Below are 26,212 nucleotides of genomic sequence, written 5' to 3'. Positions count from 1 at the left end.
CCTCCGCCCGGGCGGGCGAAGGTCGTCCGCAGCCCCGATGCCCGCAGGACCACGTCGCCCGGCACCGGCGGGGGCAGGACCTCGGCCCCGGCGGACGACAGGCGGGTGCCGCGGGGCCGCCCGGCGGGCACGGCGGCGACCAGGGCGCGCGCCTCGGGGCTCGACGGAGCGCGGAGGACCTCGGCGGCCGGTCCGTCCTCGACCACGCGGCCGTCGGCGAGCACCAGGATGCGGTCGGCGAGCCCCGCGACCACCGCGAGGTCGTGCGAGACCAGCAGCAGAGCCCGTCCGCGCGCCTTCTGCTCGGCGAACAGCTCGAGCACGCGCGCCTGCACCGTCACGTCGAGCGCGGTGGTGGGCTCGTCGGCGACGAGGAGCGGAGGATCGAGGGCGATCGCCGAGGCCAGCAGCGCCCGCTGGCGGAGTCCGCCGGAGAGCTCGCCCGCGCGGTCGCGCATCCGCTCGGCCGCCTCGGGCATGCCGACGCTGGTGAGCGCCGCCGCCGCCCGCCGGGCCCGCTCGGCCGCGGGCAGGCGGCCGTGCAGGCGCCACGCGTCGCCGATCTCGCGCCCGATGGGGCGCAGCGGGTCGAGCGAGAGCAGCGCGTCCTGCGGCACGAAGCCGATGCCCGCGCCACGGAGACCCCTCAAAGTCCGCTCGCCGGCGCCGACCACCTCGGCCCCGCCGACCCGGATGCTGCCGGTCACCGCGCCTCCGCTCAGCCCCAGCAGAGCCCGCGCCGTGACGCTCTTGCCCGAGCCCGACTCGCCCACGATCGCCACGCACTCGCCCGGCTCGACGCGGAACGACACCCCGTGCACGACCTCGACCCCGTCGAACGCGACGCGGAGGTCCTCGACCACGACGGCGCTCATCGCGCTCCCCGCAACCGGCCGCCGAGCACGGTCGTGGCGATCGTCGTCAGCACGATCACCAGTCCCGGGAACACCGTCAGCCACCACGCGCTCGCGAGGTAGGTGCGGCCGGCCGAGAGCATCGCGCCCCACTCCGGAGCCGGCGGCTCGGCGCCGAGGCCGAGGTAGCTGAGCGCCGACGCCCAGACGATCGCCTGGCCCACGCCCAGTGTCGCGAGGACCGCCAGGGGCGCGAAGGTGTTGGGCAGCACGTGCCGGAGCAGGATGCGGATCGGGCCGTGCCCGAGGACCCGCGCGGCCTCGACGTAGCCGGAGTCGCGGATGCCGAGCAGCTGCGTGCGCAGGATGCGGGCGTAGCCGGGGGCGGTCGAGAGGCCGACCGCGACGGTGGCGGGGACCACTCCGGGGCCGGTCACGACGATGACGAGCAGCGCCAGCAGCAGGGCGGGGAACGCGAACAGCACCTCGAGCACGCGGCCGATCACTCCGTCGACCACGCGCCCGCCGAACGCGGCGACCACGCCGAGCACGGCGCCGAGCGCCAGACCGATGACGGTCGCGCTCACGCCGATCAGGAGCGACGCGCCCGCGCCCGCGATGACGCGGCTGAGGACGTCGCGGCCGGACTCGTCGGTGCCGAGCAGGTGCGCTGCCGAGGGGGGCGAGAACGCCTCGGTCGGAGCGATCGCGAGGGGATCGGCGGGGGCGAGGAGCCCCGGGGCGAGCGCGGCCAGGAGCAGCAGGAGGACGAAGGCGAGCGCGACGATCTCGCCCGGGCGCAGGCGCCGGCCTCGTCGGCGCGCGGGGGCGGCGGAGGTGCGCAGCTCGAGCTCGCTCATGCGGCCGGCTCCCCGACGGCGCGGGTGGGAACGACGCGAGCGGTGCGGGCGGTGCGGGCGGGAGCGAGCCGCGGATCGACGAGGCGCGCCACGAGATCGGTCGCGAACGTCACGAGGATGTAGGCGAGCGCGGTGACCAGGACGACGCCGGTCACGACCGGCACGTCGCGCACGGTCACCGCCGACAGCAGGGTCCGGCCCAGCCCCGGCCGCGCGAAGATCGTCTCGACGACGACCGCTCCGCCGATCAGGTAGCCGAACGCCCAGCCCGAGAGCGCGATGCCCGGGAGCACGGCGTGACGCAACGCGTGGCGCACGCGCAGCCCCAGCTCGCTCTCCCCGCGCGCGCGGGCGGCGAGCACGAACGGCGACTCGAGGGCGTCGAGGAGGGAGCGGCGCATCACCTGGCCGAGGAAGCCGGCCAGCGGGATCGCGAGGGTGAGCGCGGGCAGGACGAGTCCGTTCGGCGCTCCGGTGCTGACCGGGGGCAGCCAGCGCAGGGTCGTGGCGAACACGGCGATGAGGACGGTGGCCAGCCAGAAGTGCGGGAGGGCCGCGGCGGTCAGCTCGAGGCCGGCGCCGAGCGCCGCGGCGAGGCGGCCGCCACGGGTCGACCAGAGCGCGGTCGCCAGGGCGAGGATCCACGCGAGGGCGAGCGCGAGGACGGCCAGCAGCAGCGTGCCCGGCAGCTGCTGCCCGAGCAGCTCGACGACGGGGACGCGGAGGGAGTAGGAGGTGCCGAGGTCGCCCTGCGCGAGCCGGCCGAGCTGGGTGAGGTACTGCAGGAGGAGGGGCTGGTCGAGTCCGTACTCCTCGCGGACCGCGGCCAGCGCCTCCGCCGACGCCTGCGAACCGGGTCCGCCGAGGATCGCCTGCGCGGGGTCGCCGGGGATCAGGCGGATGAGGAAGAAGACGGCGGTCGCGACGGCCCAGAGCACGACGACGGCGCCGCCGAGGCGGAGGAGGACGCGGCGGATCATGCGGGGTGCTCCTTCCGAGGGGTCCGGGGACCAGGATGCCCGACGATCCGCCGAGGCTCCTGCTCCGTCTGCTGGTCGAGCAGCCCCGGAGGGGCGTATCGAGACCCACGAGTCCAGCGGTGGGGGGATCTCGATACGCCCGCTGCGCGGGCTACTCGATCAGCAAGCGGGGGCCGCCGCGGTGCGGGCTACCCGATCAGCGGAGCGTCAGACCGAGGCGTCGGCGAACCACGGCGTCGAGACCGTGGCGAGCGCCTCCACGCCCTGCACCGACGAGCGGAGCAGGTAGTGGTTCTGCTGGTCGTAGAGCGGCAGGATCCAGTAGCCCGAGAGCACGATCTCCTGGGCCTGGCGGTACAGCTCGGCGCGCTTGTCCGCGTCCGTCGTCGCGCTGGCCTGCTCGAGCAGCGCGTCGAGGGCCGGGTCGGCGATCTGCGCGTGGTTGGCGAAGTAGCCGCTGGGCGCCGGGGTGATGCCCGAGGAGGAGTAGAGGATCCGCAGCACGTCGGGGCCGACCTTCGTGTACGGCGCGCTGACCAGCTCGTACTCGTTCGCCGCGAGGGCCGCGTACCAGCTCGAGAGGTCCAGCAGGCTGATCTCGACGTCGAAGCCGACGGCCTTAGCCGAGGCCTGGATCTGCTCGAAGAGCGACTGCTCGGCCGGGATCGACTGGTTCGTGCTGACCGGGAAGCGCAGCGTGAGCGGCTGCCCGTCCTTCTCGCGGATGCCGTCGCCGTCGGAGTCGGTCCAGCCCGCGGTCTCGAGGAGCTCCTCGGCCGCGGCGACCTCGTCGTCGGAGCCGGCGTCCTCGAAGAGCGAGGGGTCGGAGTAGGCGGTCGCCTCGCGGCTCGACAGCGGCGAGTAGGAGCGCTCGGCGGTGCCGAAGAAGAGGGAGTCGATGGCGTCGTTCACGCCGACCGCACGGAGGAACGCCTCGCGCACGCCCGCGTCGTCGAACGGCGACTGGCCGCTGTTGAGCTCCAGGCGGTTGACCGACCCGGGGCGCGGGGCGTCGAGCTCGACGAGGTCGGAGGCCTCGGTCGCGGCCTGCAGCGTGTCGGGCTGCGCGTTGTCGATCACGTCGACCTCGCCCGCCTGCAGCGCCGCGTAGCGGGTCGCCGAGTCGGGCAGGAAGCGCCACTCGATGCTCGAGAGGTACGCGGGGCCCTCGTGGCCGTCGCCGGTCGGGCCGAACGAGGCGTCGTAGGCGTCGTTGCGGGTGAGGGTCACGTGGTCCTGCTTGACCCACTCCGTCACCGTGAACGGACCGGTGCCGACGGGAGCCTCGCAGTTGGCGGCCTCGCCGCGCGCGATGCCGGTGGGCGACTGGATCGCCGTCCACGGCTGGGCGAGCGACTCGAGCAGCGCGCTGTCGGGGGCGCTGAGCGCGAAGCGCGCGACGGTCGGCGAGACGGCGGTGACCGACTCGACCTTGGCGACGGCGAGGTAGCCGGTCGAGGACTTGGTCGCCGGGTCCTGGAGGTGCGCGATGTTCGCGGCGACCGCCTCCGCGTCCAGGGGGGTGCCGTCGGTGAACTCGACGCCCTCGCGCAGCGTGAAGTCGTAGCTGAGCGCGTCGTCCGAGACGGTCCACGACTCCGCGAGCCACGGCGTGATCGTGCCGTCGGCCTCGCGCGAGACGAGCGACTCGAGCACCTGCGTCGCGAGCAGCGCCTGGGGGTAGTTGCCGCCGACGTGCGGGTCGAGGCAGGTGGGCTCGGCATCGCCGGACGCGTAGGTCAGCACTCCGTCGGCGACGGGGGTCGCGGAGTCGCCCCCCGCGTCGGACTCGGCGGTGCAGCCGCTGAGGAGGAGGGCGCCGGCGGCGAGCGCGGCGGGGAGGATCAGAAAGCGGCGCATGACGTCTTTCGTGGAGGGGTCGGGAGTGCCGGGTTTCTTGGACGCGGCCCAGGAAACGCTAGCAGGGCGCGCACACCGGCGGGACGGGTCGCCCGGATCCGCAGAGTCCACCTCGGTGCCACCCGCCGCGGTTAGCCTCGGAGCGTGTTCCTCACTGCGCCCCAGGGCTTCCGCGATCGCTCGGCTGTCGACGCGCGCCGGCTGATGCTCGAGGACGAGCCGTCGGTGCAGCCTCTGCGCCTCTACCGCGACGAACTCCTCGCCAGACGGACCCGGAGGCACCCCGGAGCGGTCGTCCCCGACTTCGACCCCGCGGAGGCCGGTGTCGATGCCCGCGCCCTCCTCGTGCTCGAGGCTCCGGGCCCCATGGCGGCCGGCCTCGCCGGATCGGGCTTCGTCTCGGTCGACAACGACGACCAGACCGCCGCCACCACCTGGTCGCTGCGCAACGAGGTCGGTCTGCACGAGCGCACGCTGGTCTGGAACATCGTGCCCTGGCACCTCGGCGACGGCGCGCCCGATGCGGACGAGGTGCGGCAGGGCGCGATGGAGCTGCGCCGCCTCCTGCCGCTGCTCCCCGATCTGCACGTCGTCGTCACCGCCGGTACCGCCCCGACGAAGGGCTGGGCCGCGAACATCGCTCCGTACGTGAGCGGAGGGCCCACCGTCATCGGCTCGTGGAGCCCCGGGCAGCGCGCGATGAGTCAGCCCCGCAAGCGCGACGAGCTGAAGCGCGCCTTCGAGCGGGCGGCGCAGCTGATCGGCTGAGCGGAGCTCAGCCCGCCGTCGATGCGCGCACGACCAGCTCGGGCTGGAAGAGCACCTGGCGCGGCTCGGTGTCGAGCAGCAGGTCGACCGCCGTCGCGCCGATCAGCGCGCTCGGCTGGCGGATGCTCGACAGCGGCACCACGGTCGCCGTCGCGAACGCGATGTCGTCGTAGCCGATGAGCGCGACGTCCTCCGGCACGCGGACGTCGCCCAGCAGCATCAGAGCCTGCAGAACCCCGACCGCGAGCAGGTCGTTCGCGCAGAACACGGCATCGGGGCGGTCGGAGGCGTCGCGCGCGGCGAGGGCGCGCCCCGCCTCGCGCCCGGCGAGCACCGACAGCGAGTCGGTCGCGATCTCCTCGAGCGAGGCCCCGTCGACCTCGCGCACCGCCGCGCGCGCTCCCGCGAGCCGATCGGCGACCTGGCGGATCGACTCCGGCCCGCCCACCACCGCCAGGCGCCGCCGGCCGAGGCTCAGGAGGTGCTCCACGGCCAGGCGCCCCCCCGCGACGTCGTCGACGGCGACCGACGAGAGCGCCGGGTCGAGCGAGTGGCGGTCGACGAGCACGCAGGGGATCCCGTGCGAGCGGAGGCGGTCCAGGCGCGTCGAGTCCTCCCCCAGCGGCGAGATGAGGACGCCGCCGACCCGCTGCTCCTCGAAGAGGTCGAGGTAGGCGGCCTCGCGGCGGGCGTCGTCGTCGGTGTTGCCGAGCAGGACGGCCAGGCCGGACTCGGCCGCGCGCGCCTCGGCGCCGCGCGCGAGGTCCGAGAAGAAGGGGTTGCCCGCGTCGAGCACGACGAGCCCGATGCTGCGGCTGCGACCAGCGCGGAGCTGCCGCGCGGCGTCGTTGCGGACGAACCCGAGCTCGGCGATCGCCTCCTGCACGCGGCGGACCGACTCGGCGCCGACCCGCTCGGGCCGGTTCAGCACGTTCGAGACGGTGCCGACGGAGACGCCCGCTCGGGCGGCGACGTCGCGGACGCTCACGGACGGCACGGCGCCTCCTGGGGTCGGGCCGCGCGGCGGGCGGCGGTCCCGGAAGTATGGCACCGGGGTTCGGGTCCGCCTGCCCGCTTCCAGTCGGTCCGCGCTCTTTGACACGCTCCGCAGCTGCGCGATACGCTCGGCGAGCACTGGCGTGAAACGATTCACGCGCCCCTCCAGACGAAGGAGCCGCTCGATGCCGAGTGACACCGCCCTCACCCGGGTCTGCTTCCAGCTCCAGGTGAAGCCCGACCGCCTCGAGGAGTACAAGGAGCGCCACGCGGCCGTGTGGCCCGACATGCTGAGGGCCCTGAAGGCCACCGGCTGGAACAACTACTCGCTCTTCGTCCGCGAGGACGGGCTGCTCATCGGCTACGTCGAGACGCCCTCGATCGTCGACGCGCAGGCCGCCATGGCGCGGACCGAGGTCAACGCCCGCTGGCAGGCCGAGATGGGCGAGTTCTTCGTCGACCTCGACGGTGCACCGGACGAGGGCTTCCTCCCCCTGACCGAGGTCTTCCACCTGGAGGACCAGCTCGCGGCGCTCGACGCCGCTCCCACCCCTCTCGCAGAAGGACACGCCTCGTGACCGAACTCACCCCCGACGTCCTCAGCCAGCTCGAGCAGCAGGCGATCGAACTGCCCTCGTGGGCCTTCGGCAACGCCGGCACCCGCTTCAAGGTGTTCGCCACCCCGGGCACGCCCCGCACCATCGAGGAGAAGATCTCGGACGCGGCGACCGTCAACGAGCTCACCGGACTCGCACCGACCGTCGCGCTCCACATCCCGTGGGACAAGGTCGACGACTACTCGGCGCTCGGCGACTACGCCGCGTCGAAGGGCGTGGCGCTGGGCACCATCAACTCCAACACCTTCCAGGACGACGACTACAAGTTCGGCTCGCTGACGCACTCCGACCCGGTGATCCGCCAGAAGGCCATCGACCACCACCTCGCCTGCATCGACATCATGGACGCGACCGGCTCGCGCGACCTCAAGATATGGCTCGCCGACGGCTCCAACTACCCCGGCCAGCAGGACATCCGCGGCCGCCAGGACCGTCTCGCCGACTCCCTCGCGACGATCTACGAGCGCCTGGGCGCCGAGCAGCGGATGGTGCTCGAGTACAAGTTCTTCGAGCCCGCGTTCTACCACATGGATGTGCCGGACTGGGGAACCTCCTACGCGCACGTGGCCGCGCTGGGCGACCGCGCGCTGGTCTGCCTCGACACCGGCCACCACGCTCCCGGCACCAACATCGAGTTCATCGTCGCCCAGCTGCTGCGCCTCGGGAAGCTCGGCTCGTTCGACTTCAACTCGCGCTTCTACGCCGACGACGACCTGATCGTCGGAGCGGCCGACCCGTTCCAGCTGTTCCGGATCCTCTTCGAGGTGGTGCGCGGAGGCGGCTACGGCCCCGACTCGCCCGTCGCGTTCATGCTCGACCAGTGCCACAACGTCGAGGACAAGATCCCCGGCCAGATCCGCTCGGTGCTCAACGTGCAGGAGATGACGGCGCGCGCGCTGCTCGTCGACCGCGCGGAGCTCGAGAAGGCGCAGCTCGCGGGCGACGTGCTCGGCGCGAACGGGATCCTGATGGACGCGTTCTACTCGGACGTGCGCCCGGCCCTCGCCGCCTGGCGCGAGACCCGCGGCCTGCCCGCGGACCCGATGCGCGAGTACGCCGCGTCGGGCCGCGCCGAGCAGCTCGCCGCCGAGCGCGTCGGCGGCACCCAGTCGAGCTGGGGCGCCTGACGCCCCACCGCTGACGCGGGTCTCGAGACGCCCCGCCGGGGCTGCTCGACCTGCAGGGGGACGCGTCGGCTCGTCACGGACTGCAGAAGTAAGGCTGAGCGGCCGGATCGCGCGGATCCGCGCGGAAGCACAACGCTCAGCCTTACTTCTGCAGCCCGGGCTGGCGCACCGCGCGACGTCCGGCGCCATCCCGCCCCGGCCCTCGCGTCGCTGCTACTGTGGAGTCAATCGACCCCCTCCCAAGCCTCTCCACGATGCTCACATGGGAGGGGCCTTTTCTTTGTCCCGAGGAGGCCGATGTGGGCCTCAAGCCCGGCCTCTCGCCTCCACAGCTCGTGCGCCTTCTCCTCGACCGTGGTCTCGAGATCGCCGATCCGGACGCCTGCGCCCGCTTCCTCGACGTGCAGGGCTATTACCGGTTCTCCGGATACCTCCGGTACTTCCAGCATGCACCCCACCGCGGAGACGATCGCTTCGAAGACGGGAGCACGTTCGAGGCGGTGAGGGCGGTCTACGACGCGGACGCGCTCCTCCGCGAAAGGCTGACTGGTCGGCTGGCTCGTGCGGAGCTGCTTCTGAGGAGCCGGACAGCTCAGACGATCGCCGAGATCCACGGCCCCTACCGCACCTACCTCGAGACGAGCTTCTACACGGACGCGCCGAGCGCGGAGCCGACGGGCGAGTCGTGTCTGAGGGACATCGAGCGGAGCAGGGAGCGGCACATCCTGCGGTACAGGGACTCCACCACAGGCACGAGGTTCGACGAGCTGCCGGTGTGGTCGGCCGTGGAGGCCTGGTCGTTCGGCACGCTGTCGAAGTGCATCGAGCGCGGAGACGGAGGAGCGCTGTCCGCAGCGGTGGCAGCCCGGCTCGGTGCTGCCCGGTCGGGCTTCGCCTCCCGTGTGCGAGCTCTGGTCTACCTGCGCAACAGGTGCGCCCATCACAGTCGCCTCTGGAACCACTCGCTCATCGATGCGGGCCCACCCCGAACAACGTCCGCGCGAAGGCGAAGCGCCTCGCCGGCCAGTTCGATCCGCGCTCAGTGCTCGACGCGGTCGCGTCTCTCGACGACATCCTCGATCGAGGCGAGGGCGGACTTCCCTTACTGCCCGACCTGGTCGAGCAGCACATGTCCCACGCAGTCTTATGGCGAGGTCTCGCCGCGCCGCAGAGCCCGCGTGATCACACCGCGGCCACCGCGCCAGCTCGGTGACGTGCTCGCTGCGGAGGCGCGCACCGCGTCGATCCGCTGATGCCTTACTTCTGCAGGTCGGCCCGGCGCACCGCGCGGCTCAGGGCCTCGATCACGTCGTGCGCCGCCTCGCGGCCCGCGCGGGTCGGCACGAGCGGGTACACGTGGAGCTGGCCGACTGCCTCGTGCAGCTCGAACGGCACCGCCGCCGCCGCGGCCCTCGCCGCCAGCAGGTGCACGTCCGGGTTCAGCACGTCGCGGGTGCCGGTGAACACGGTCAGCGGGCCGAGCCCCGCGTACTCGCCGAACAGCGGGCTCACCGCCGGGTCGAGCAGGTCGAGCTCCCCGCGCCAGTGCTCCGCCAGCACGCGGCCGCCGGGGGTGCCGAGCCACGGATCCGTCGGCTGCACCGCCGGGATGCGCGGGTTGCTCCACGAGAGGTCCAGCGCCGGCGAGATCAGCACCGTGCGCGGCAGCACGACGCCCTCGTCGCGGAGCGCCAGCGCCGTCGACAGCGCGATCTGCCCGCCGGCGGAGTCGCCCGCGAGACACGTCGGTCCGTAGCGCTCCCGGCTCCGCCGCACCAGGGCGAGCACGCCGTCGCGCGCCTCGAGAGCGGTCCCGAACGGCACCAGCGGGTAGATCGGCAGCGTGACGGCGATCGACGCCTCCGCCGCGATGCGGGCCGCGAGCCGCCAGTGCTGCGGGTGGATCTCGTTGACCCAGCCGCCGCCGTGCGCGTACACCGCGCCTCCGAGCACGCGGCCCCGCGGGCGCAGCGTGTACACGGGCCAGCCGTCGACGTGCTCGGCGTCCACGCGGATCCCGGACGCCAGCCGCGCCGGCGGCCCGTACGGCGCGGGCCGCAGCTGCGCCTCGCGGATGCGCCGGCGGGCCCCCTCCTCGGTCGTGAACGTGCGGTTCGCGCGCGCGAGCCGCAGCGCCAGCGGGACGAGAACGTCGGGCACCGTGAGGGTCATCCGGCGAGCATCACCGACGCCGGTGGGCGGACGCTGGACGTCAGCGGCGGCGGATCGGCGCCACTCCGTTCCCGTCGGGGTGGTGCAGATCCCGGATGAGCCGCGCCAGCAGATCGGGCTTCTCGACGAGCGCGCCATGGGTCGCTCTCGGCAGGATCGCCAGCTCGCCGTCCGGCAGCGCCTCGTACATCGCGACCAGGTGCTCGAACCGGACCTCGTCGTCGTCTCCGGCCACCACGAGCACGGGCAGGTCGAGCCGCGCGAGGTCGTCGGCGGTGAGGCGCGGCTCCGTCTCGTGGAGCCGCGCGGCCTTGGCGACGACGATCGGCCAGTGCTCGCGTCCGTCGGGCGACAGCTCGGCGTAGGCGTCGCCGAGGAACTCCGGCGGCTCGCCGCCGAGGACACCCTCGCGCCAGCCGTCGTGGTGGAACACCCCGGCACCGACCACGAGCGACCGCACCAGATCGGGCCGCCGGAGCGCGAGGTGCAGTCCGACGATCGCCCCGTCGCTCCAGCCGACGACGTGCGCGGGCGGGAGGGCGAGCTCGTCCAGCACGGCCGCCACCGCGTCGGCCGCGTCGACAAAGCTCCACTCCCCGTCGACGTCGGGCGATCGCCCGTGCCCCGGTCGGTCGACGACGACCCAGCGCAGGTCCGGCAGGTTCTCGAGCAGCGGGGCCATCGCTCGGGAGTCGGTTCCGCCGGGGTGCAGCGCGAGCAGCGGATCGCCCTCTCCCGAGACCGAGCGCCAGATGCGGGAGGTGTCCATGCCCCGACCGTACGCCCGGGGCGACGGGCGTCAGCGCCCCTCCTCCTCCAGCAGCATGCCGACGGAGGTGGCGCACGCGTCACCGCGCCAGGCCTCGATCCCCTCGCGCAGCGCGAACACGACGATGACGAGACCGGCGACGGCGTCGGCCCACCACCAGCCGAGCAGGCCGTTCAGCGCCAGCCCGATCAGGACCGCCGCCGACAGCCAGGTGCAGACGAGGGTCTGCTTCGAGTCGGCGACCGCCGTGGCCGAACCCAGTTCGCGGCCCGCCTGCCGTTCGGCCAGCGAGAGGAACGGCATCACGACGACGCTCAGCGCCGTGATCGCGAGCCCGAGCGGGCTGACCGCGGGCTCGCTGCCCGCGACGAGCGACAGGATCGACGACACGGCGACGTAGGCGGCCAGCGCGAAGAACGCCACGGCGATCACCCGGAGGGTCCCGCGCTCGTACCGCTCCGGGTCCCGCCGCGAGAACTGCCACGCGACCGCCGCGGCCGAGAGCACCTCGATGCCGGAGTCGAGTCCGAAGCCGATCAGCGCGGTCGACGACGCGGCGGCTCCCGCACTCAGGGCGACGACCGCCTCGACGAGGTTGTAGCCGATCGTCACGGCGACGATCAGGCGGATGCGGCGCAGCAGCACCGCGCGGCGGGCGGGGGCGAGCGCGGTCACGAGCAGGTGCATCCGTCGCCGGAGCAGCAGTCGGGGTCGACGACCAGCACGACGCGCAGGAGCTCGTCGAGTGCCGGCGCGAGGTGCGGGTCGGCGAGGCGGTACCCGGTGCGGCGCCCCTCCGGGACCGCCTCGACCAGCCCGCAGCCGCGCAGGCACGTCAGGTGGTTCGACATCGACTGCCGCGAGACGCCCAGCGCGTCGGCGAGATCGGAGGGGAACGCCGGCGCTTCCCGCAGCGTCAGCAGGATGCTCGCCCGCGTCGGATCCGACAGGGCCGAGCCCAGCCGCGCCAGGGCGGCGGTGTGCGTGAGGGTCGCGGTGCTCATGCGGCGACAGTACACGAAACGATGTACTGTCGCCGCGCGAGCGTCATCCGCCGTTCGACTGCGGCATCCCCTCCGCCAGCGCCTCGAAGGAGTGCACGAAGCCGCCGTCCGAGCCGCTGACGGTCGCGAACGCCTCGGTCGTGCCCGGTCGGATCGCGATGTTCGTCGCCGAGCTGAGGCCCGACTCCGCGACGGTCACCGTCTGCAGCAGGGCGCCGGCGGTGTCGTAGACCAGGATCTCGGGGCGGCTGTGCAGGCCGACGTAGAGGTTGCCGTCGGCGTCGACCGCGATCGAGTCGAGCTGGCCGATGCCGGGCGAGGCGTGGATCGCCGGGAACGCGGTGGCGACCTCGGTTCCGTCCCCGGTCAGCGTGAGGCGGTCGATCCGGTTGCCCGTGTTCATGCTCACCCACAGCTCGCGGTGGTCGGGCGAGAAGGCGATGCCGTTGGGCGAGGGCAGCTCGTCGGCGAGCACCGACGCCGAGCCGGTCGCCGGGTCGACGCGCACGACGCGTCCGGACGCCTCCCAGTAGGGGTCCTGCGCCCCCGCCGCATCGGTGACGTAGAGCGCTCCGTCGGCACCGAAGTCGAGGTCGTCCGGCTGCATCGGCACCCCCTCCACCGCTCCCGCTGCGATCTCGCGCACGTCCTCGCCGTCGGCCGTCATGCTCCGCACAGCGCCGCCGAGGAAGTCGGTCACGTACAGGCGCCCGTCCGCCCCGAACTGCGCCGAGGTGAGGGCGGAGGAGTCGTCGGTCCAGACCGGCTCGACGCTCTCGTCGTCGAGGTCGATGCGGAGCACCTTGCCCTCGCCGGGCGGGGCCGTCACGTCGACGACGTAGAGGCTCCCGTCGGGCCCGAACGCCGGGCCCTCGAGCAGCGTCATCCCGGTCGCCTCGTGCACCTCGGTGACCTGCAGGACCCGCTCGGCGGTCGCGACCGACGGAGGAGCCTCCTCCTCCGCCGGGTCCCCCGCCTGGGTACATCCCGCGAGAGCTCCGGCGAGCAGCACCGGCACCGCGATCGCGCGCCGTCTCATCGCGATGCCCCCACTCCGGCGCCGACGAGCACGTCGTCCATCCCGCCCTCGCGCCACGCGCGCAGCAGGCGGTGGAACGCGATCGGTCCGGGGCTGTAGGAGGCGCCGCCGATGGAGCGCGTGCCCTCGCCGTTGTAGTAGCCGGGCGTGCACTCGGCCTGGAAGGCGCGGGTGTCGGCCGCGGTCTCGCGCACGGTGCGCACCCACGCCTCCTCCGCCTCGGCGCTCGGCTCGAGGTACCGCGCGCCGACCTCGCGGCCGCGGGCGATGACCGCGGCGATGTGCTCGGCCTGCTCGAGCAGGATGTGCGCGAAGTTCACCGAGTTGGCGTTCTGGATGCCGCTGAGGTGGAACAGGTTCGGGAACCCGTGCGACGAGAAGCCGTGCAGCGTCCGCGGGCCGCGCGCCCACGCCTCCATGAGCGTCCGCCCGCCCCGGCCGACGACCGGCAGCGTGCCCGACATCACGCCCGAGATCCCGACCTCGAAGCCGGTCGCGAAGATCACGCAGTCGACCTCGTAGGCGGTGTCGCCGACGACCACCTCGGTCTCGGTCATCCGCGTGATGCCACCCGTGTCGGCCGTGTCGACGAGGCGCACGTTCGGCCGGTTGAAGGTGGGCAGGTAGGTGTCGCTGAAGCCGGGGCGCTTGCACATGTAGCGGTACCAGGGCTTCAGCGCCGCGGCGGTCGCGGGATCCTCGACGACGGAGTCGACGCGGGCCCGGAGCCGGTCCATCGTGTCGAGGTCGGCCAGCTCGTCGCGCAGCTCCCGCTCCTCGGGCGGCAGCGACGTGTCGACCGCGCCCGAGAGGATCTGCCGCTGCAGCTCGACCGTCTTCGTCCAGCCGTCCTGCACGAGGGACTCGTCCACCGGCTCGCCGGCGAGCACCGCGAGGAAGTTCTCCATCCGCTCGCGCTGCCAGCCGGGGCGCAGCGAAGCCGCCCACTCCGGATCCGTCGGCCGGTTGTCGCGGACGTCGACGGTGGAGGGGGTGCGCTGGAACACGATCAGCTCCTGGGCGTCCGCGCCGACGTGCGGGATCACCTGGAGGCCGGTCGCGCCGGTGCCGACGACGGCGACGCGCTTGTCGGCGAGGCCGGTCAGGCCGCCGTCGGGCGTGCCGCCGGTGTAGCCGTAGTCCCAGCGCGAGGTGTGGAAGGTGTGGCCGCGGAAGGTCTCGACGCCCGGGATCCCGGGCAGCTTGGGCTGGGTGAGGGTGCCGGAGGAGGTGACCACGAACCGCGCGCGGAACCGGTCGCCGCGATCGGTCTCGACGAGCCACTCCTCCGCCTCCTCGTCCCAGGTGAGCGCGGTGGCGCGCGTCTGGAAGAGCGTGTCGCGGTACAGGCCGTAGTGCTCGGCGATCGCGACCGCGTGCCGGCGGATCTCCTCCCCCGGTGCGTACCGCTCCGACGGCATCCCGCCGACCTCCTCGAGCAGCGGGAGGTAGACGGACGCCTCGATGTCGCAGCGCACTCCCGGGTAGCGGTTCCAGTACCAGGTGCCGCCGACGTCGCCGGCCTCGTCCATCAGGCGGAGGGAGTCGACGCCCGCCTCGCGCAGGAGGGACGCGGTGAGCAGTCCGCCGAAGCCGGCACCGATCACGAGCGCCTCGACCCGGTCGGTCTTCGGCTCGCGCTCGGTGCGCTCGGTGTACGGGTCCTTCGCGTAGTAGCCGAACTCGCCCGCCGCTCGGCGGTACTGCGTCGCGGCATCGGGGCGGGCACGGCGGTCGCGCTCGGCGCGGTACTTCGCGCGGGCGGTGTCGAGACGGCGCTGGTCGTCGGGGCGGAGGTCGGTCATGGTCGTCTCGCTTTCGTCGCGCGGGTCGGCGCGACGACGGAAGCCCGGGACGGGAACGACGGCGGGGAGTCCCCGCGTGCGCCGACACGACTTCGGATCGGATGTACTGCTGTGCTGGAGGAGCGGGCGTCGGGGGCCCGGTGCGATCGGCCGCGTCCTGCGCGGCCGATCGCGTCGGCCGCTACTGCACCGACCAGCCGCCGTCGGAGGCGAGGATCACGCCGTTGACGTTCGCGGAGTCGTCGCTGAGCAGCCAGGTGATCGACGCGGCCATCGTGTCGGCCTCGACCACCGGCGGGATCAGGGCCATGAAGGGCGCGAGGCGCTCGCGGGCGAAGTCGGAGGACATCGTGCCCTCGATCGCCGTGGCGGTCGGTCCGGGAGCGACCGCGTTCGTCCGGACGCCGGACGGGCCGTAGAGGAACGCCGCCGACTTCGTGATCCCGACGACCGCGTGCTTGGACGCGGTGTAGGCGGTGCCGGCCGCGTTGCCGCGCAGCGACGCCTCCGAGGCGATGTTGACGATCGCCCCGCGACCGGCGGCGAGCATCGCCGGCAGCACCGCGCGGCTCAGCGCGAAGGTGCCGTCGACGTTCACCGAGAACACCCGGCGCCAGAGCGCGTCCTCCGCCTCGTGCAGCGGAGTCATGGCGTCCATGATCCCGGCGATGTTCGCGAGGCCGTCGATCCGCTCGCCCGCCGCCGCCACGATCGACGCGACGCCCTCGGTCGAGGTGATGTCGGCGACGACCGTCACGACCGAGCCCTCCGGCGACGCCGCGGCGAGGGCCTCGACGCCGGTCGGCACGACGTCGACCGCGATCACGCGGGCGCCCTCGCGCACCAGCCGGCGGGCGGTCGCCCGGCCGATGCCGGAGCCGGCGCCGGTCACTACGACCGTCCGCCCGACGAAGCGGCCGGAGCCGTCCTGCGACTCCTCCTCCGTCTCCTCGGGCGGGATCACTCCGCCGTTCGCCTGCTTCACGAGGGTGTCGACGAGCTCCTGCGGAAACGCGCCGCCGCCCAGCTCGACCATCGCGCGCAGCGAGAGGCCCGCCGCGGGACGCAGCGCCTCCTCCGACTGGCCGCCCTGGGCGAGGATGCCGCGGAGGATCGGACCGCCGACGGAGTCGTCGAGCCACTCCTGCAGCGTGTTCTTGGAGGTGAGGGTCATGGGGGGCTCCTTCGTTCGGGGTTGATAGTGAATATCGCACTTGAGACTGAGTCTCACCCGCGAATCCCCTCCTTCCCGGTCGCCGCTCCGAATCACTCCTGGCGGGCGCTCCGGCCCGCCGCCTCCGGAAGGACCCCGCATGCCCATCCCCGCCGTCGACTACGCCCACGTCCGCCTCACCGTCCGCGACATCGCCGTCTCGCGCGCCTTCTACGACTCCGTCTTCGGCTTCGACATCGCCTTCGAGGCGCCGCCGGCCGACGCCCCCGCCGAGGTGCAGGAGCAGCTCGCCTTCCTCTTCGGCGGAGTGATCTACTCCTTCCCCGGCGGACTGCTGGGCCTGCGCCCCGTCGCCGCCGCGGACGACAGCTTCGACGAGGACCGCGTGGGCCTGGACCACCTGAGCTTCACCGTCGCCGGAGCGGACGAGCTGCAGGCCGCCGTCGCGGTCCTCGACGAGCTCGGCATCGCGCACGAGCCCGTCAAGGACACCGGACCGCTGAGCATCCTCGAGTTCCGCGACCCCGACGGCATCGCGCTCGAGATCGCGGCCGCGAACTGAACCGGGCCGGGGAGCCGGGACGCCACCGGCTCCTAGGCTGACCGCATGACCGCACCGCTCCGCGACCGCACGCGCGCCCTCCTGCGGGCGGAGCTCGCCGACGCGGTGCTCGCCGTGTTCCTCGAGCGCGGCTACTCCGCGGTGACGGTGGAGGAGGCCGCGCGCGAGGCCGGCGTCTCGCGTGCGACCTTCTTCCGCTACTTCCGCAGCAAGGAGGACGTGGTCGTGGCCGCCGTCGACGGCGACCGGGTCGACTACGCGGCACCGGTGCTCGCCCTGCCCGACGGAGCCGCTCTGTCCGGCTGGGAGCTGGTGCGCGCCTCCGTGGAGCCGGTCGTCGCCGTGGCCACCCGCGAACCCGACGTCTACCGGGCGCGGCTGCGGCTGATCTCGAGCGAGTTCGCGCTGAAGGCGAGGCTGCGCGAGCGCCGGGCCGAAGGAGCCGAGGCGCTGGCCGACGCACTCGTCGCACGGGGGGTCGAACCGCTCACCGCGCGGGTGCTGGCCGCCGCCGGCCTCGCCGCGGTCGACGTGGTGTGGGAGGAGTGGGCCGCGCACGAGGACGCCGACTTCCGCACGATGGTCGACACCGCGTTCGCGCGGCTGACCAGCGGAGGGTGACCCGCCGCGGGCGCCGGAGCACACTGGTCGCATGACCGCGACGTCGATGATCGACCCCTCCGTCCCCCCCTCCGGCGCGGGCTGCGTCGAGTGCGACCGCACCGGAGCGTGGTGGGTCCATCTGCGCCGCTGCGCGCTCTGCGGGCACATCGGCTGCTGCGACGACTCGCCGAACCGCCACGCGACCGTGCACTACGAGACGACCGGGCACGCGGTCATCCGCAGCTTCGAGCCCGGCGAGGACTGGTTCTGGGACTACCGCACGGGCGACTACGCGGACGGGCCCCGGCTCGCGGATCCGCAGGAGCACCCGCTCGACCAGACCGCGCCCGGACCCGCCGACCGGCTGCCGGCGGACTGGCGGGAGCAGCTGGGGGCCGGGCGCTAGCGACGGCGCACCCGGCCGTCGGATCGTCGACGCTCGGGAGGCGCGATCCGGCGTCCTCCGGCGATACGCTCGTGCTCGACACCCTCGATCTCCTCGGCTGAGCCGACGCCCCGTCCTCCTCGACGATCCGGGACCGCAGTGGGTCCGACTCCTCTCCCCTGCGGCACCCTCTCGCCCCGACAGCCCGGAAGGCCCGCCACCCATGGACGACTCCCGCCACCCCTTCGCCGGGCTCTCCCGCCGCACGATGCTCACCGGATCGATCGCCGGAGTCGGCACCGCCCTGGCGTACGGGTCCGCCGCCGCCGCGGAGGACTCGGTCGAGGGACCCCGCCAGGACGGACCGACCGTGCCCGGAGCGGGGACGTACGAGAACGGGTCGCCGCACATCACGACCACCGGCACCTGGTCGACGCTCTCCTCCCGGGCCGACAGCGGAGGCAGCATCAGCTACTCCACCTCCACTCGCGCGTCCGCGACGCTCGCGTTCACCGGCACCTCCGTCAGCTGGATCAGCCGCAGGACCTCCTCCTCCGGCATCAACGAGGTCTGGATCGACGACACCCTCGTCGCCGCCGTCGACCGCTACAGCCCCACCACCCGCTCCCGGCAGACCGTCTGGACCAGCGGCACCCTCCCCGCCGGCACCCACACCATCACCCTCACGCGCGGCTCCACCAGGAACCCCGCCTCCACCGGATCCACCCTCGTCCTCGACGCCTTCCTCGTCGAGGACACCCCCGCACCCCCGACTCCGCCCGGAGCGGGGACGTACGAGAACGGGTCGCCGCACATCACGACCACCGGCACCTGGTCGACGCTCTCCTCCCGGGCCGACAGCGGAGGCAGCATCAGCTACTCCACCTCCACTCGCGCGTCCGCGACGCTCGCGTTCACCGGCACCTCCGTCAGCTGGATCAGCCGCAGGACCTCCTCCTCCGGCATCAACGAGGTCTGGATCGACGACACCCTCGTCGCCACCGTCGACCGCTACAGCCCCACCACCCGCTCCCAGCAGACCGTCTGGAGCAGCGGCCCTCTCACCGCCGGCACCCACACCATCACCCTCAAGCGCGGATCCGCCAAGAACCCCGCCTCCACCGGATCCACCCTCGTCCTCGACGCCTTCCTCGTCGAAGACACCCCCGCGCCCCCGCAGATCCCGGTGCCCGCACCGATCGCCGACTGGACGTTCACCGAGAGCACGGCGCCCTACGACTCGGCGGTGGCGGGAGCGCCCGCTCTCCTCCAGGGCGCGAGCTCGACCGCGGAGGGAATCTCGACACCCTTCGGCGGCGGAGTCCGGTTCAACGGCACGACCGACTTCCTCGTGGTGCCGAAGTCGGATGTCGGCGTGCTCAACGTCGGCGCCTCGACCGGCGCGGTGACGGTCGCCGCCTGGGTGCTCAGCACCGACTCCAACAACGCCAACATCGCCGGGATCTGGGAGGAGTCGGCCGTCGGCCCCCTGCGCTCCTACGCCCTCTTCAACGATCTCCCCGACTACGGCGGCGACGACATGGTCTGCATGGAGGTGTCGAAGGAGGGCGGCCCGACTCCCGGCTACCCGTTCTCGATCGACTACTCGGCAGAACCGCGGAAGATGACGCGCGGGGTCTGGGAGCTGCACGTCGGCACCTACGACGGCGGACTCGCCATCGCCTACCTGAACGGCGAGTCGACCTCGTACCCGGAGTACACCGACAAGCAGGGCGCGACCTACGCGAAGAACCCCTACGTCTACCCCGACGGCCTCAACGCGGCTCCCGGCGACTTCATGGTCGGCGCGGTCGGCCGCGACGGCAAGCTGATCAACCTGCACAAGGGCGGCATCGCGCGGCTGCGCGTCTGGGACCGGGCCCTCACGGCCGACGAGGTGCGCGCTCTGCACGCGGCGGAGCGGGTCGACCTGGGGTAGCGCCCACTCCTCCCGGATCGTCGTACTCGAGCTCGAGTACGACGATCCGGGAGGACTCGAGCGGCCCGAGGTGGCACGCTCGACGCATGAGCGCGCAGAAGACCGGCCCCACCGACGCGAGCGTCGACGAGTTCCTCGCGGCGGCCGTTCCGGCCCGTCGCAGAGAGGACGGAGTCGCGCTCGCCGCGCTCTACCGCGAGGCACGGGCGCGGAGCCGGTGATGTGGGGGCCGTCGATGGTCGGCTACGGCAGCTACCGCTACGTCTCCCCCTCCGATCCGCGCCGCACCGGCGTCTGGCCGAAGACGGCGTTCTCGCCGCGCAAGGCGCAGCTCTCGCTCTACGGCCTGAAGGACCTGCCCGAGGGAGCCGCGCTGCTGCCCGAGCTCGGCCGGTACACCGAGGGAGCCGGCTGCGTCTACGTGCGCACCCTCGACGACGTCGACCTCGACGTGCTGCGGCGCCTCGTCGCGATCGCCTTCTCGCGGACCGACGACCCGACCCCCTAGCTCACCTGCGCCACGCGTCACCCGCATGGCGCAATGCATGTCGTGCGAGCGGATGACCCTGCTCGGTCCCCCGGGACGACGACGCGGCACGCGGATCCGAGGATCGTGGACCAGGTCGGAGCGCACCCCGCGCTCGGCTCCCGAAGGAAGGTCCCTCATGCTCTCGACCACCGCCGCGATCCGCCCGGACTCGACGTCCGGCCTCCTGGGTGTCGCACCCGCGCCTCTGACCGTCATCGACCTCGGGGACAGCGTCGACTTCTACCTCGCGACGGTCACGACCCGGAGCTGACGACGGTCGCGGACGAGCACGGGCGATCGCGGTCGTCAGTCCCCGCCGCCGCCGCCACCGCCGTCGCCTCCGCCCGAGGACCCGCCCGAGTCCGACGAGCCCGACGAGCCGCCGTCGTCCGGTCCGCCGCCCTCCGACCGGTCGTCCGAACGGCCGCCCGCAGCGGCGGCCACGCCGCCACCGCCGTCGCTCGCGCCGCCGGCGCCGGGTCCGCCGCGACCCGAGCCGTTCAGCATCCCCCGCTTCTGCACCAGCAGCACGACGACCGACGCCAGCACGCCGAGTCCGCCGACCAGGGCCACGGCGATCGAGATCGCACTCTCGTCCACGGGAACTCCTTCTCCGGGCACGCATCGGCCGTGCACCGCGGCCAGCCTAGGCAGGTGCGTCCGGGTGCGGCCTCCCTCCCGCGGAGGAGGCGGCCGCGTCGAGCCCTCGCGCTACGGTGTGCGGATGACGACCGAGCGACAGCCGACGATCCGCGACGTCGCGGTGCGGGCGGGCGTCTCCTACCAGACGGTCTCGCGCGTGCTGAACGACAGCCCGCAGCTGCGCCCGCGCACCCGCGAGCGCGTGCTCGCGGCGATCAGCGACCTCGGCTTCCGGCCCAGCGCGGCGGCGCGGGCGCTCGCCACCAGTCGCAGCGGGCTGATCGGGATCCTCGCCGCCGAGAGCCACAGCTTCTACGGCACCGCGACCGCGATGGCCGCGATCGAGCAGGCCGCGCGCGACGCCGGTTACCGCGTGCCGGTGGTCAACGTCGCGTCGCCCGACGCGGAGTCGCTCGCCGACGGGCTCGAGCACCTCCAGCGCGAGTCGGTCGAGGCGATCGTCGTGCTCGCCCCGCAGGAGCGGGCGCTCGAGGCCATCGAGAGCCTCTCGATCGACGTGCCGTTCGTCACGCTCGGCGCTGCCGGACGGGGAGCGGATCCGCGACTCCTGGTCGACCAGGCCGCCGGCGGGCGGCTGGCCACCGAGCACCTGCTCGCCCTCGGGCACCGGCGGATCGCGCACGTCGCGGGTCCGCAGCACTGGGTCGAGGCCCACGCGCGCCTCGAGGGGTTCACGACGCGGCTCGCCGAGGACGGACTCGAGCCCGCTCGCGTGATCGAGGGCGACTGGAGCGCCGAGTCCGGCTACCGCGCCGGGCTCCGGCTGCTCGACGAGGTCGCGGACCTCGACGCCGTCTTCGCGGGGAACGACCAGATGGCGCTCGGACTCCTGCACGCGTGCGCGGATCGGGGCGTGCGAGTGCCCGCGGACCTGAGCGTCATCGGCTTCGACGACGTGCCGGAGGCGGCGCACTACCTGCCGCCGCTGACCACGATCCGCCAGGACTTCGCCGAGGTCGGCCGCCGCACCATCGGCGTCGTGCTGGCCGAGCTGCGCGGGGAGACGGCGGCGGTGGATCTGCCCGTCCCTCCGCAGCTGGTCGAGCGGGCATCCACGGCGCGCCCCGTCCGCTGACGAGCAGAACCTCGGCCGAGAGTGCCGCTCAGCCACGATCGTCGCTGAGGCACCCGCACGGCTGACGTTCTGCACGCCGCCGCCTCGTTGCCAAGCCGGACGCGCGTCGCCTACTCTGACTCCTGGCTTTGTGAACGGTCACATCGCCCGAGCGAGGAGCACGATGGACCAGCGACGGCCCCCTTCCGCCCCCGGTGGAGACGCGATCACGAGCGGCGCGACCGCCCTCGGGATCGAACTCGGATCCACCCGCATCAAGGCCTGTCTCGTCGACGCCGCCGACCCGTCGGTCGTGCTGGCGACGGGCAGCCACGAGTGGGAGAACCGCTTCGTCGACCGGCGCTGGACCTACTCCCTCGAGGACGTCTGGTCGGGACTGCAGGCGGCGTTCGCCGACCTGGTCGCCGACGCGCAGCAGCGCCACGGCGTCGCTCCCACCACGTTCGGGGCGCTCGGCGTCTCGGCGATGATGCACGGCTACCTCCCGTTCGACGCGAGCGGCGAGCTGCTCGTGCCGTTCCGCACCTGGCGCAACACCAGCACGGGTCCGGCCTCGGAGCAGCTCACCGAGCTGTTCGGCGCCAACATCCCGCTGCGCTGGTCGCTCGCGCACTTCCACCAGGCGGTGCTCGACGACGAGCCGCACGTGGCCGACGTCGCCTTCCTCACGACCCTCGCGGGCTACGTGCACTGGAAGCTGACGGGCCGCAAGGTCCTCGGAGTCGGCGACGCGTCGGGCATGGTCCCCACCGACCCGGCGACCACCGACTACGACGCCTCCGTGCTCGAGGCGTACGACGGCCTCGTCGCCGGCCACGGCCTGCCCGCGCTGCGCGTCCTGCTGCCCGAGGTGCTCCCCGCGGGCGCCGAGCCGGCGAGCTCACCGCCGAGGGCGCGCTGCTGCTCGACCCGACCGGCGCGCTGCAGGCCGGCGTGCCGTTCTGCCCGCCCGAGGGCGACGCCGGCACCGGCATGGTGGCCACCAACTCCGTCGCCCCGCGCACCGGCAACGTCAGCGCCGGCACGAGCATCTTCGCGATGGTCGTCCTGGAGCGGCCGCTCGCGGGCGTCCACCACGAGCTCGACCTGGTCGCGACTCCGGCCGGCGATCTCGTCGCGATGGTGCACTGCAACAACGGAGCAAGCGAGCTCGCGACGTGGGTCGGCCTGTTCTCGCAGTTCGCCGCGGCGCAGGGCCTCCCCGCCGACAGCGACGCCGTCTACGGCACGCTGTTCCGCGCGGCGCTCGAGGGCGACGCCGACGCCGGCGGACTCCTCGCCTACAACCACCTCGCCGGCGAGCCGATCGCGGGCCTCGTCGAGGGCCGTCCGCTCGTCGTCCGCACCCCGGACTCGCGGCTGACGCTGCCCAACTTCATCCGCGCGCAGCTCTACGGCGTCTTCGGCACCCTCGCACTCGGCATGCGCGTGCTCGCCGAGGAGGGCGTCGAGCTCGACGCGATGTACGCGCACGGCGGCATGTTCCGCACGGCCGGAGTCGCGCAGCGCTTCCTCGCCGGAGCGCTCGACGCGCCCGTGGCCGTCGCCGAGACCGCCTCCGAGGGCGGCCCGTGGGGTATCGCGGTGCTCGCCGCGTTCCGCCGCGACGGCGGGGGCGACCTCAGCGCGTACCTCACCGACCGGGTGTTCAGCGGCTACTCCTTCGACAGCGTCGCCCCCGACGCCGCCGATGTCGCCGGATTCGCCTCCTACCTCGAGCGCTACCGCGCCGGCCTCGCCGTCGAGCGCACCGCCGTCGAGACCCTCACCGACACCCGACCCACCGCACAGGGAGAGACCGCATGACCTTCGACCCGGCCATCGAGGAGGCGATCGCGCGCGTCCGCGAGGACGTCGCCCGCCTGCACTCCGAGCTCGTCCGCTACGGCCTCGTCATCTGGACGGGCGGCAACATCTCGGGCCGCGTGCCCGGTGCCGACCTCTTCGTGATCAAGCCCAGCGGAGTCTCGTACGACGACCTCTCCGCCGAGAACATGATCCTGTGCGACCTCGACGGCGTCGTCGTCCCGGGCACCCCCGGCAGCGACCGCAGCCCGTCCAGCGACACCGCGGCGCACGCCTACGTGTACCGCGAGATGCCCGAGGTCGGCGGAGTCGTGCACACGCACTCCACCTACGCCACCGCCTGGGCCGCGCGCGCCGAGGCGATCCCCTGCGTCATCACCGCGATGGCGGACGAGTTCGGCGGCGAGATCCCGATCGGCCCGTTCGCGATCATCGGCGACGACTCCATCGGCCGCGGCATCGTCGCGACCCTCACCGGGCACCGCTCGCGCGCGGTCCTGATGCAGAACCACGGAGTCTTCACCATCGGCAAGGACGCGAAGGACGCCGTGAAGGCGGCCGTCATGGCCGAGGACGTCGCCCGCACCGTGCACCTCGCGCGCCAGGGCGGCGAGCTCGTCCCCATCCCGCAGGAGTCGATCGACGCCCTGTTCGACCGCTACCAGAACGTCTACGGACAGAACCCCACCGGAGCCATCGCATGAGCACGACCAGCACCCCCCGATCCGGCAGCATCATCCCCGACCTCGCCACCCGCACCGTCTGGTTCCTGACCGGCAGCCAGGACCTCTACGGCGAGGACACCCTCCGCCAGGTCGCCGAGCAGTCGCAGGCCGTCGTCGCCGAGCTGAACGCGGCCAGCGCGATCCCCGTCACCGTCGAGTGGAAGCCGGTGCTGAAGAGCTCCGACGCGATCCGCCGCACCATGATCGAGGCCAACGCGGACGACTCCGTCGTGGGCGTCATCACCTGGATGCACACCTTCAGCCCCTCGAAGATGTGGATCCACGGCTTCGACGCGCTCGCCAAGCCGCTGCTGCACTTCCACACCCAGGCGAACGTCGCCCTGCCGTGGCAGGACATCGACTTCGACTTCATGAACCTCAACCAGGCCGCGCACGGCGACCGCGAGCACGGCTACATCCTCAGCCGGATGAGCGTGCCGCGGAAGACCGTCGTCGGCCACGCCAGCGATGCCCGCGTGACGGAGTCGATCGGCATCTGGTCGCGCGCCGCGTCCGGCTGGGCCGCCTCGCAGAGCATGAAGGTCGCCCGCTTCGGCGACAACATGCGCAACGTCGCCGTCACCGAGGGCGACAAGACCGAGGCCGAGATCCGCCTCGGCGTCAGCGTCAACACCTGGGGCGTCAACGAGCTCGTCGAGCGCGTCGACGCCGCGACCCCCGAGCAGATCGACGCCCTCGTCGCCGAGTACGTCGAGAGCTACGACGTGGTCGCCGAGCTGCTCCCCGGCGGCGAGCGCCACGAGTCGCTCCGCTACGGCGCGGCCGTCGAGATCGGCCTGCGCTCGTTCCTCGAGGAGGGCGGCTTCGAGGCGTTCACCGACAGCTTCGAGGACCTCGGCGGACTCCGCCAGCTCCCCGGCCTCGCGGTGCAGCGCCTGATGGCCGACGGCTACGGCTTCGGCGGAGAGGGCGACTGGAAGACGGCCGTCCTCATCCGCATCGCCGCCGTCATGGGCGCCGGCCTCCCCGGCGGCACCAGCCTCATGGAGGACTACACCTACGACATGACGCCCGGCGAGGAGCTGATCCTCGGTGCGCACATGCTCGAGGTCTCGCCGTCGCTCTCGTCGAAGCGCGCCACGCTCGAGATCCACCCGCTGGGCATCGGCGGCCGCGAGGACCCGGTGCGCCTGGTCTTCACCGCGGATGCGGGACCCGCCGTCGTCGTCGCGCTGAGCGACGTGCGCGAGCGCTTCCGCCTCGTCGCCAACGCCGTGCAGAACGTCGAGCCGCCGCAGACGCTGCCGCACCTCCCGGTCGGCCGCGCCGTCTGGCAGCCGGCTCCGGACTTCAGCACGAGCGCCGCCGCGTGGATCACCGCGGGAGCGGCGCACCACACGGTCATGACGACGCAGATCGGCGTGGAGGCGTGGGAGGACTTCGCCCGCATCGCCGGCGTCGAGCTGCTCGTCATCGACGAGGGCACGACGCTCCGCGGCTTCGAGAACGAGCTGCGCGCGAACGCGGCGTACTACCGCCTCTCGCAGGGGCTGTAACCGCCTCGATCGGAGGGCCCGTCGCTGGGGAGCGGCGGGCCCTTCGGCGTCCGCGACCCGCTCCCGCCACCCCGCCGCGACCGCGAGCGCCTCGAGCAGCGGAGACCGTCGGGTCGGTCAGGCGGAGACCTCGAAGAAGTCGGGGAGCGGGCGGACGGCGCGCCTGGCGGCCGCGGCTCGGTGGAGAACACGCCTCCGCCTGCGCGGGTGCTGCCTCGACGCACGAGCAGCAGCAGGCCGCGCTGATGGCGGCGACGGTGCTCCGTCGCTCCGCGCCGCCACCCACTGGGACGAGCCGGCCGTCGCGACGTGGAGTAGCGGCCCGGAGAGCCGCCCTTCACTCGGGTGGTTCCGCCGCGCGTGCGTCGGCCGATCGGATGCCG

At 73.2% G+C, this 26,212-nt stretch carries 27 protein-coding genes and 1 pseudogene; 15 read left to right on the top strand and 13 right to left on the bottom strand.

Annotated elements, in window-relative coordinates:
- The 4 genes from B0T42_RS04295 to B0T42_RS04280 all read right to left on the bottom strand — a co-directional run.
- On the bottom strand, positions 1 to 875 hold an 875-nt coding region (locus B0T42_RS04295), incomplete at its 3' end, for an ATP-binding cassette domain-containing protein (RefSeq protein WP_139344411.1).
- Positions 872 to 1,714, bottom strand: coding sequence for an ABC transporter permease (locus B0T42_RS04290; protein WP_077222068.1), 843 nt, complete (start codon positions 1,712 to 1,714; stop codon positions 872 to 874). The genes B0T42_RS04290 and B0T42_RS04295, both read right to left, overlap by 4 nt.
- On the bottom strand, positions 1,711 to 2,694 hold the full coding sequence (locus tag B0T42_RS04285; RefSeq protein ID WP_077222067.1) for an ABC transporter permease: 984 nt from the start codon (positions 2,692 to 2,694) through the stop codon (positions 1,711 to 1,713). The genes B0T42_RS04290 and B0T42_RS04285 overlap by 4 nt, the downstream gene beginning before the upstream one ends.
- 207 nt (positions 2,695 to 2,901) lie before the next feature.
- Positions 2,902 to 4,554 (bottom strand): ABC transporter substrate-binding protein, encoded by a 1,653-nt coding sequence (locus tag B0T42_RS04280; protein WP_077222066.1) that lies wholly within the window; start codon positions 4,552 to 4,554, stop codon positions 2,902 to 2,904.
- Between the two features lie 144 nt (positions 4,555 to 4,698).
- Between B0T42_RS04280 and B0T42_RS04275 the strand changes: the two genes are divergently transcribed.
- Entirely contained in the window at positions 4,699 to 5,322 is a 624-nt protein-coding gene (locus tag B0T42_RS04275; protein ID WP_094742669.1) for a uracil-DNA glycosylase family protein, read from the top strand.
- Positions 5,323 to 5,329: 7 nt separating this feature from the next.
- Here B0T42_RS04275 and B0T42_RS04270 read toward each other — a convergent pair whose 3' ends face one another.
- Positions 5,330 to 6,319, bottom strand: a complete 990-nt coding sequence (locus B0T42_RS04270; protein ID WP_236720103.1) for a LacI family DNA-binding transcriptional regulator — start codon at positions 6,317 to 6,319, stop codon at positions 5,330 to 5,332.
- A gap of 184 nt (positions 6,320 to 6,503) precedes the next feature.
- On the opposite strand from B0T42_RS04270, the gene B0T42_RS04265 reads away from it, so the two are divergent.
- From B0T42_RS04265 to B0T42_RS04255, 3 genes are all read left to right on the top strand, one after another.
- A complete protein-coding gene (locus B0T42_RS04265) occupies positions 6,504 to 6,896 on the top strand; it encodes an L-rhamnose mutarotase (RefSeq protein WP_077222077.1) in 393 nt (130 codons plus the stop codon).
- Complete coding sequence (gene rhaI / locus B0T42_RS04260; RefSeq protein WP_077222065.1) at positions 6,893 to 8,062, top strand: L-rhamnose isomerase; 1,170 nt, start codon at positions 6,893 to 6,895, stop codon at positions 8,060 to 8,062. Before B0T42_RS04265 ends, rhaI begins: the two co-directional genes overlap by 4 nt.
- Positions 8,063 to 8,316: 254 nt before the next feature.
- Positions 8,317 to 9,315: an Abi family protein gene (locus B0T42_RS04255; protein WP_236720102.1), complete on the top strand. Its 999-nt coding sequence runs from the start codon at positions 8,317 to 8,319 to the stop codon at positions 9,313 to 9,315.
- A 4-nt stretch (positions 9,316 to 9,319) separates the two neighbouring features.
- On the opposite strand, the gene B0T42_RS04250 is transcribed toward B0T42_RS04255, so the two are convergent.
- The 7 genes from B0T42_RS04250 to B0T42_RS04220 form a co-directional block, all read right to left on the bottom strand.
- Positions 9,320 to 10,234, bottom strand: coding sequence for an alpha/beta hydrolase fold domain-containing protein (locus B0T42_RS04250; protein ID WP_077222064.1), 915 nt, complete (start codon positions 10,232 to 10,234; stop codon positions 9,320 to 9,322).
- A gap of 40 nt (positions 10,235 to 10,274) precedes the next feature.
- Positions 10,275 to 11,003 (bottom strand): alpha/beta fold hydrolase, encoded by a 729-nt coding sequence (locus B0T42_RS04245; RefSeq protein ID WP_077222063.1) that lies wholly within the window; start codon positions 11,001 to 11,003, stop codon positions 10,275 to 10,277.
- Positions 11,004 to 11,033: 30 nt separating this feature from the next.
- Positions 11,034 to 11,690, bottom strand: coding sequence for a cation efflux transmembrane domain-containing protein (locus B0T42_RS04240; protein WP_077222062.1), 657 nt, complete (start codon positions 11,688 to 11,690; stop codon positions 11,034 to 11,036).
- A complete protein-coding gene (locus B0T42_RS04235) occupies positions 11,675 to 12,007 on the bottom strand; it encodes an ArsR/SmtB family transcription factor (RefSeq protein WP_077222061.1) in 333 nt (110 codons plus the stop codon). The genes B0T42_RS04240 and B0T42_RS04235 overlap by 16 nt, the downstream gene beginning before the upstream one ends.
- A 43-nt stretch (positions 12,008 to 12,050) precedes the next feature.
- Positions 12,051 to 13,046 (bottom strand): SMP-30/gluconolactonase/LRE family protein, encoded by a 996-nt coding sequence (locus B0T42_RS04230; protein ID WP_077222060.1) that lies wholly within the window; start codon positions 13,044 to 13,046, stop codon positions 12,051 to 12,053.
- On the bottom strand, positions 13,043 to 14,851 hold the full coding sequence (locus B0T42_RS04225; RefSeq protein ID WP_077222059.1) for a flavin-containing monooxygenase: 1,809 nt from the start codon (positions 14,849 to 14,851) through the stop codon (positions 13,043 to 13,045). The genes B0T42_RS04230 and B0T42_RS04225 overlap by 4 nt, the downstream gene beginning before the upstream one ends.
- Positions 14,852 to 15,032: 181 nt before the next feature.
- A complete protein-coding gene (locus tag B0T42_RS04220) occupies positions 15,033 to 16,025 on the bottom strand; it encodes an SDR family NAD(P)-dependent oxidoreductase (RefSeq protein ID WP_077222058.1) in 993 nt (330 codons plus the stop codon).
- Between the two features lie 139 nt (positions 16,026 to 16,164).
- Here B0T42_RS04220 and B0T42_RS04215 point away from each other — a divergent pair, with 139 nt between their 5' ends.
- The 7 genes from B0T42_RS04215 (at position 16,165) to B0T42_RS21865 (ending at position 20,314) form a co-directional block, all read left to right on the top strand.
- Positions 16,165 to 16,587 (top strand): VOC family protein, encoded by a 423-nt coding sequence (locus B0T42_RS04215; RefSeq protein WP_077222057.1) that lies wholly within the window; start codon positions 16,165 to 16,167, stop codon positions 16,585 to 16,587.
- A 45-nt stretch (positions 16,588 to 16,632) separates the two neighbouring features.
- On the top strand, positions 16,633 to 17,208 hold the full coding sequence (locus tag B0T42_RS04210) for a TetR family transcriptional regulator (protein ID WP_077222056.1): 576 nt from the start codon (positions 16,633 to 16,635) through the stop codon (positions 17,206 to 17,208).
- 31 nt (positions 17,209 to 17,239) lie between these two features.
- Complete coding sequence (locus B0T42_RS04205; protein ID WP_077222055.1) at positions 17,240 to 17,596, top strand: UBP-type zinc finger domain-containing protein; 357 nt, start codon at positions 17,240 to 17,242, stop codon at positions 17,594 to 17,596.
- A gap of 202 nt (positions 17,597 to 17,798) precedes the next feature.
- Entirely contained in the window at positions 17,799 to 19,514 is a 1,716-nt protein-coding gene (locus B0T42_RS04200) for a LamG-like jellyroll fold domain-containing protein (RefSeq protein ID WP_077222054.1), read from the top strand.
- A gap of 86 nt (positions 19,515 to 19,600) precedes the next feature.
- A complete protein-coding gene (locus tag B0T42_RS21870; protein WP_269087493.1) occupies positions 19,601 to 19,735 on the top strand; it encodes a hypothetical protein in 135 nt (44 codons plus the stop codon).
- Entirely contained in the window at positions 19,735 to 20,022 is a 288-nt protein-coding gene (locus B0T42_RS04195; RefSeq protein WP_236720101.1) for a DUF1801 domain-containing protein, read from the top strand. Before B0T42_RS21870 ends, B0T42_RS04195 begins: the two co-directional genes overlap by 1 nt.
- 157 nt (positions 20,023 to 20,179) lie before the next feature.
- Positions 20,180 to 20,314, top strand: a complete 135-nt coding sequence (locus B0T42_RS21865) for a hypothetical protein (RefSeq protein ID WP_269087492.1) — start codon at positions 20,180 to 20,182, stop codon at positions 20,312 to 20,314.
- A 35-nt stretch (positions 20,315 to 20,349) separates the two neighbouring features.
- Here B0T42_RS21865 and B0T42_RS04190 read toward each other — a convergent pair whose 3' ends face one another.
- The gene (locus B0T42_RS04190; protein ID WP_077222053.1) at positions 20,350 to 20,643 is read right to left on the bottom strand and encodes a hypothetical protein; all 294 of its coding nucleotides are present in this window, start codon (positions 20,641 to 20,643) and stop codon (positions 20,350 to 20,352) included.
- 124 nt (positions 20,644 to 20,767) lie between these two features.
- Here B0T42_RS04190 and B0T42_RS04185 point away from each other — a divergent pair, with 124 nt between their 5' ends.
- The 4 genes and pseudogenes from B0T42_RS04185 (at position 20,768) to araA (ending at position 25,829) form a co-directional block, all read left to right on the top strand.
- Positions 20,768 to 21,781, top strand: a complete 1,014-nt coding sequence (locus B0T42_RS04185; RefSeq protein WP_077222076.1) for a LacI family DNA-binding transcriptional regulator — start codon at positions 20,768 to 20,770, stop codon at positions 21,779 to 21,781.
- A 163-nt stretch (positions 21,782 to 21,944) separates the two neighbouring features.
- A pseudogene (locus B0T42_RS04180) lies at positions 21,945 to 23,587 on the top strand (xylulokinase).
- Positions 23,584 to 24,291 carry an L-ribulose-5-phosphate 4-epimerase gene (locus tag B0T42_RS04175; RefSeq protein WP_077222052.1) on the top strand — a complete coding sequence of 236 codons (708 nt, stop codon included), beginning with the start codon at positions 23,584 to 23,586 and terminating at the stop codon, positions 24,289 to 24,291. Before B0T42_RS04180 ends, B0T42_RS04175 begins: the two are co-directional and overlap by 4 nt.
- Positions 24,288 to 25,829, top strand: a complete 1,542-nt coding sequence (araA, locus tag B0T42_RS04170; protein WP_077222051.1) for an L-arabinose isomerase — start codon at positions 24,288 to 24,290, stop codon at positions 25,827 to 25,829. The genes B0T42_RS04175 and araA overlap by 4 nt, the downstream gene beginning before the upstream one ends.
- The last annotated feature ends 383 nt before the right edge of the window (positions 25,830 to 26,212 follow it).

This window comes from Rathayibacter rhapontici (genome assembly GCF_001995175.1).
In the GTDB taxonomy this organism is placed as follows: domain Bacteria; phylum Actinomycetota; class Actinomycetes; order Actinomycetales; family Microbacteriaceae; genus Rathayibacter.
The sequence above is the reverse complement of the archived record's forward strand: the minus strand, read 5'-3'. Positions and strand labels throughout refer to the sequence as shown.

Coding starts and splice junctions, on each gene's coding strand:
- B0T42_RS04290 (WP_077222068.1), bottom strand. CDS start 1,714: ATGAGCGAGCTCGAGCTGCGCACCTCCGCCGCCCCCGCGCGCCGACGA.
- B0T42_RS04285 (WP_077222067.1), bottom strand. CDS start 2,694: ATGATCCGCCGCGTCCTCCTCCGCCTCGGCGGCGCCGTCGTCGTGCTC.
- B0T42_RS04280 (WP_077222066.1), bottom strand. CDS start 4,554: ATGCGCCGCTTTCTGATCCTCCCCGCCGCGCTCGCCGCCGGCGCCCTC.
- B0T42_RS04265 (WP_077222077.1), top strand. CDS start 6,504: ATGCCGAGTGACACCGCCCTCACCCGGGTCTGCTTCCAGCTCCAGGTG.
- B0T42_RS04255 (WP_236720102.1), top strand. CDS start 8,317: ATGCTCACATGGGAGGGGCCTTTTCTTTGTCCCGAGGAGGCCGATGTG.
- B0T42_RS04250 (WP_077222064.1), bottom strand. CDS start 10,234: ATGACCCTCACGGTGCCCGACGTTCTCGTCCCGCTGGCGCTGCGGCTC.
- B0T42_RS04245 (WP_077222063.1), bottom strand. CDS start 11,003: ATGGACACCTCCCGCATCTGGCGCTCGGTCTCGGGAGAGGGCGATCCG.
- B0T42_RS04240 (WP_077222062.1), bottom strand. CDS start 11,690: ATGCACCTGCTCGTGACCGCGCTCGCCCCCGCCCGCCGCGCGGTGCTG.
- B0T42_RS04235 (WP_077222061.1), bottom strand. CDS start 12,007: ATGAGCACCGCGACCCTCACGCACACCGCCGCCCTGGCGCGGCTGGGC.
- B0T42_RS04230 (WP_077222060.1), bottom strand. CDS start 13,046: ATGAGACGGCGCGCGATCGCGGTGCCGGTGCTGCTCGCCGGAGCTCTC.
- B0T42_RS04225 (WP_077222059.1), bottom strand. CDS start 14,851: ATGACCGACCTCCGCCCCGACGACCAGCGCCGTCTCGACACCGCCCGC.
- B0T42_RS04220 (WP_077222058.1), bottom strand. CDS start 16,025: ATGACCCTCACCTCCAAGAACACGCTGCAGGAGTGGCTCGACGACTCC.
- B0T42_RS04215 (WP_077222057.1), top strand. CDS start 16,165: ATGCCCATCCCCGCCGTCGACTACGCCCACGTCCGCCTCACCGTCCGC.
- B0T42_RS04210 (WP_077222056.1), top strand. CDS start 16,633: ATGACCGCACCGCTCCGCGACCGCACGCGCGCCCTCCTGCGGGCGGAG.
- B0T42_RS04205 (WP_077222055.1), top strand. CDS start 17,240: ATGACCGCGACGTCGATGATCGACCCCTCCGTCCCCCCCTCCGGCGCG.
- B0T42_RS04200 (WP_077222054.1), top strand. CDS start 17,799: ATGGACGACTCCCGCCACCCCTTCGCCGGGCTCTCCCGCCGCACGATG.
- B0T42_RS21870 (WP_269087493.1), top strand. CDS start 19,601: ATGAGCGCGCAGAAGACCGGCCCCACCGACGCGAGCGTCGACGAGTTC.
- B0T42_RS04195 (WP_236720101.1), top strand. CDS start 19,735: ATGTGGGGGCCGTCGATGGTCGGCTACGGCAGCTACCGCTACGTCTCC.
- B0T42_RS21865 (WP_269087492.1), top strand. CDS start 20,180: ATGCTCTCGACCACCGCCGCGATCCGCCCGGACTCGACGTCCGGCCTC.
- B0T42_RS04185 (WP_077222076.1), top strand. CDS start 20,768: ATGACGACCGAGCGACAGCCGACGATCCGCGACGTCGCGGTGCGGGCG.
- B0T42_RS04175 (WP_077222052.1), top strand. CDS start 23,584: ATGACCTTCGACCCGGCCATCGAGGAGGCGATCGCGCGCGTCCGCGAG.
- araA (WP_077222051.1), top strand. CDS start 24,288: ATGAGCACGACCAGCACCCCCCGATCCGGCAGCATCATCCCCGACCTC.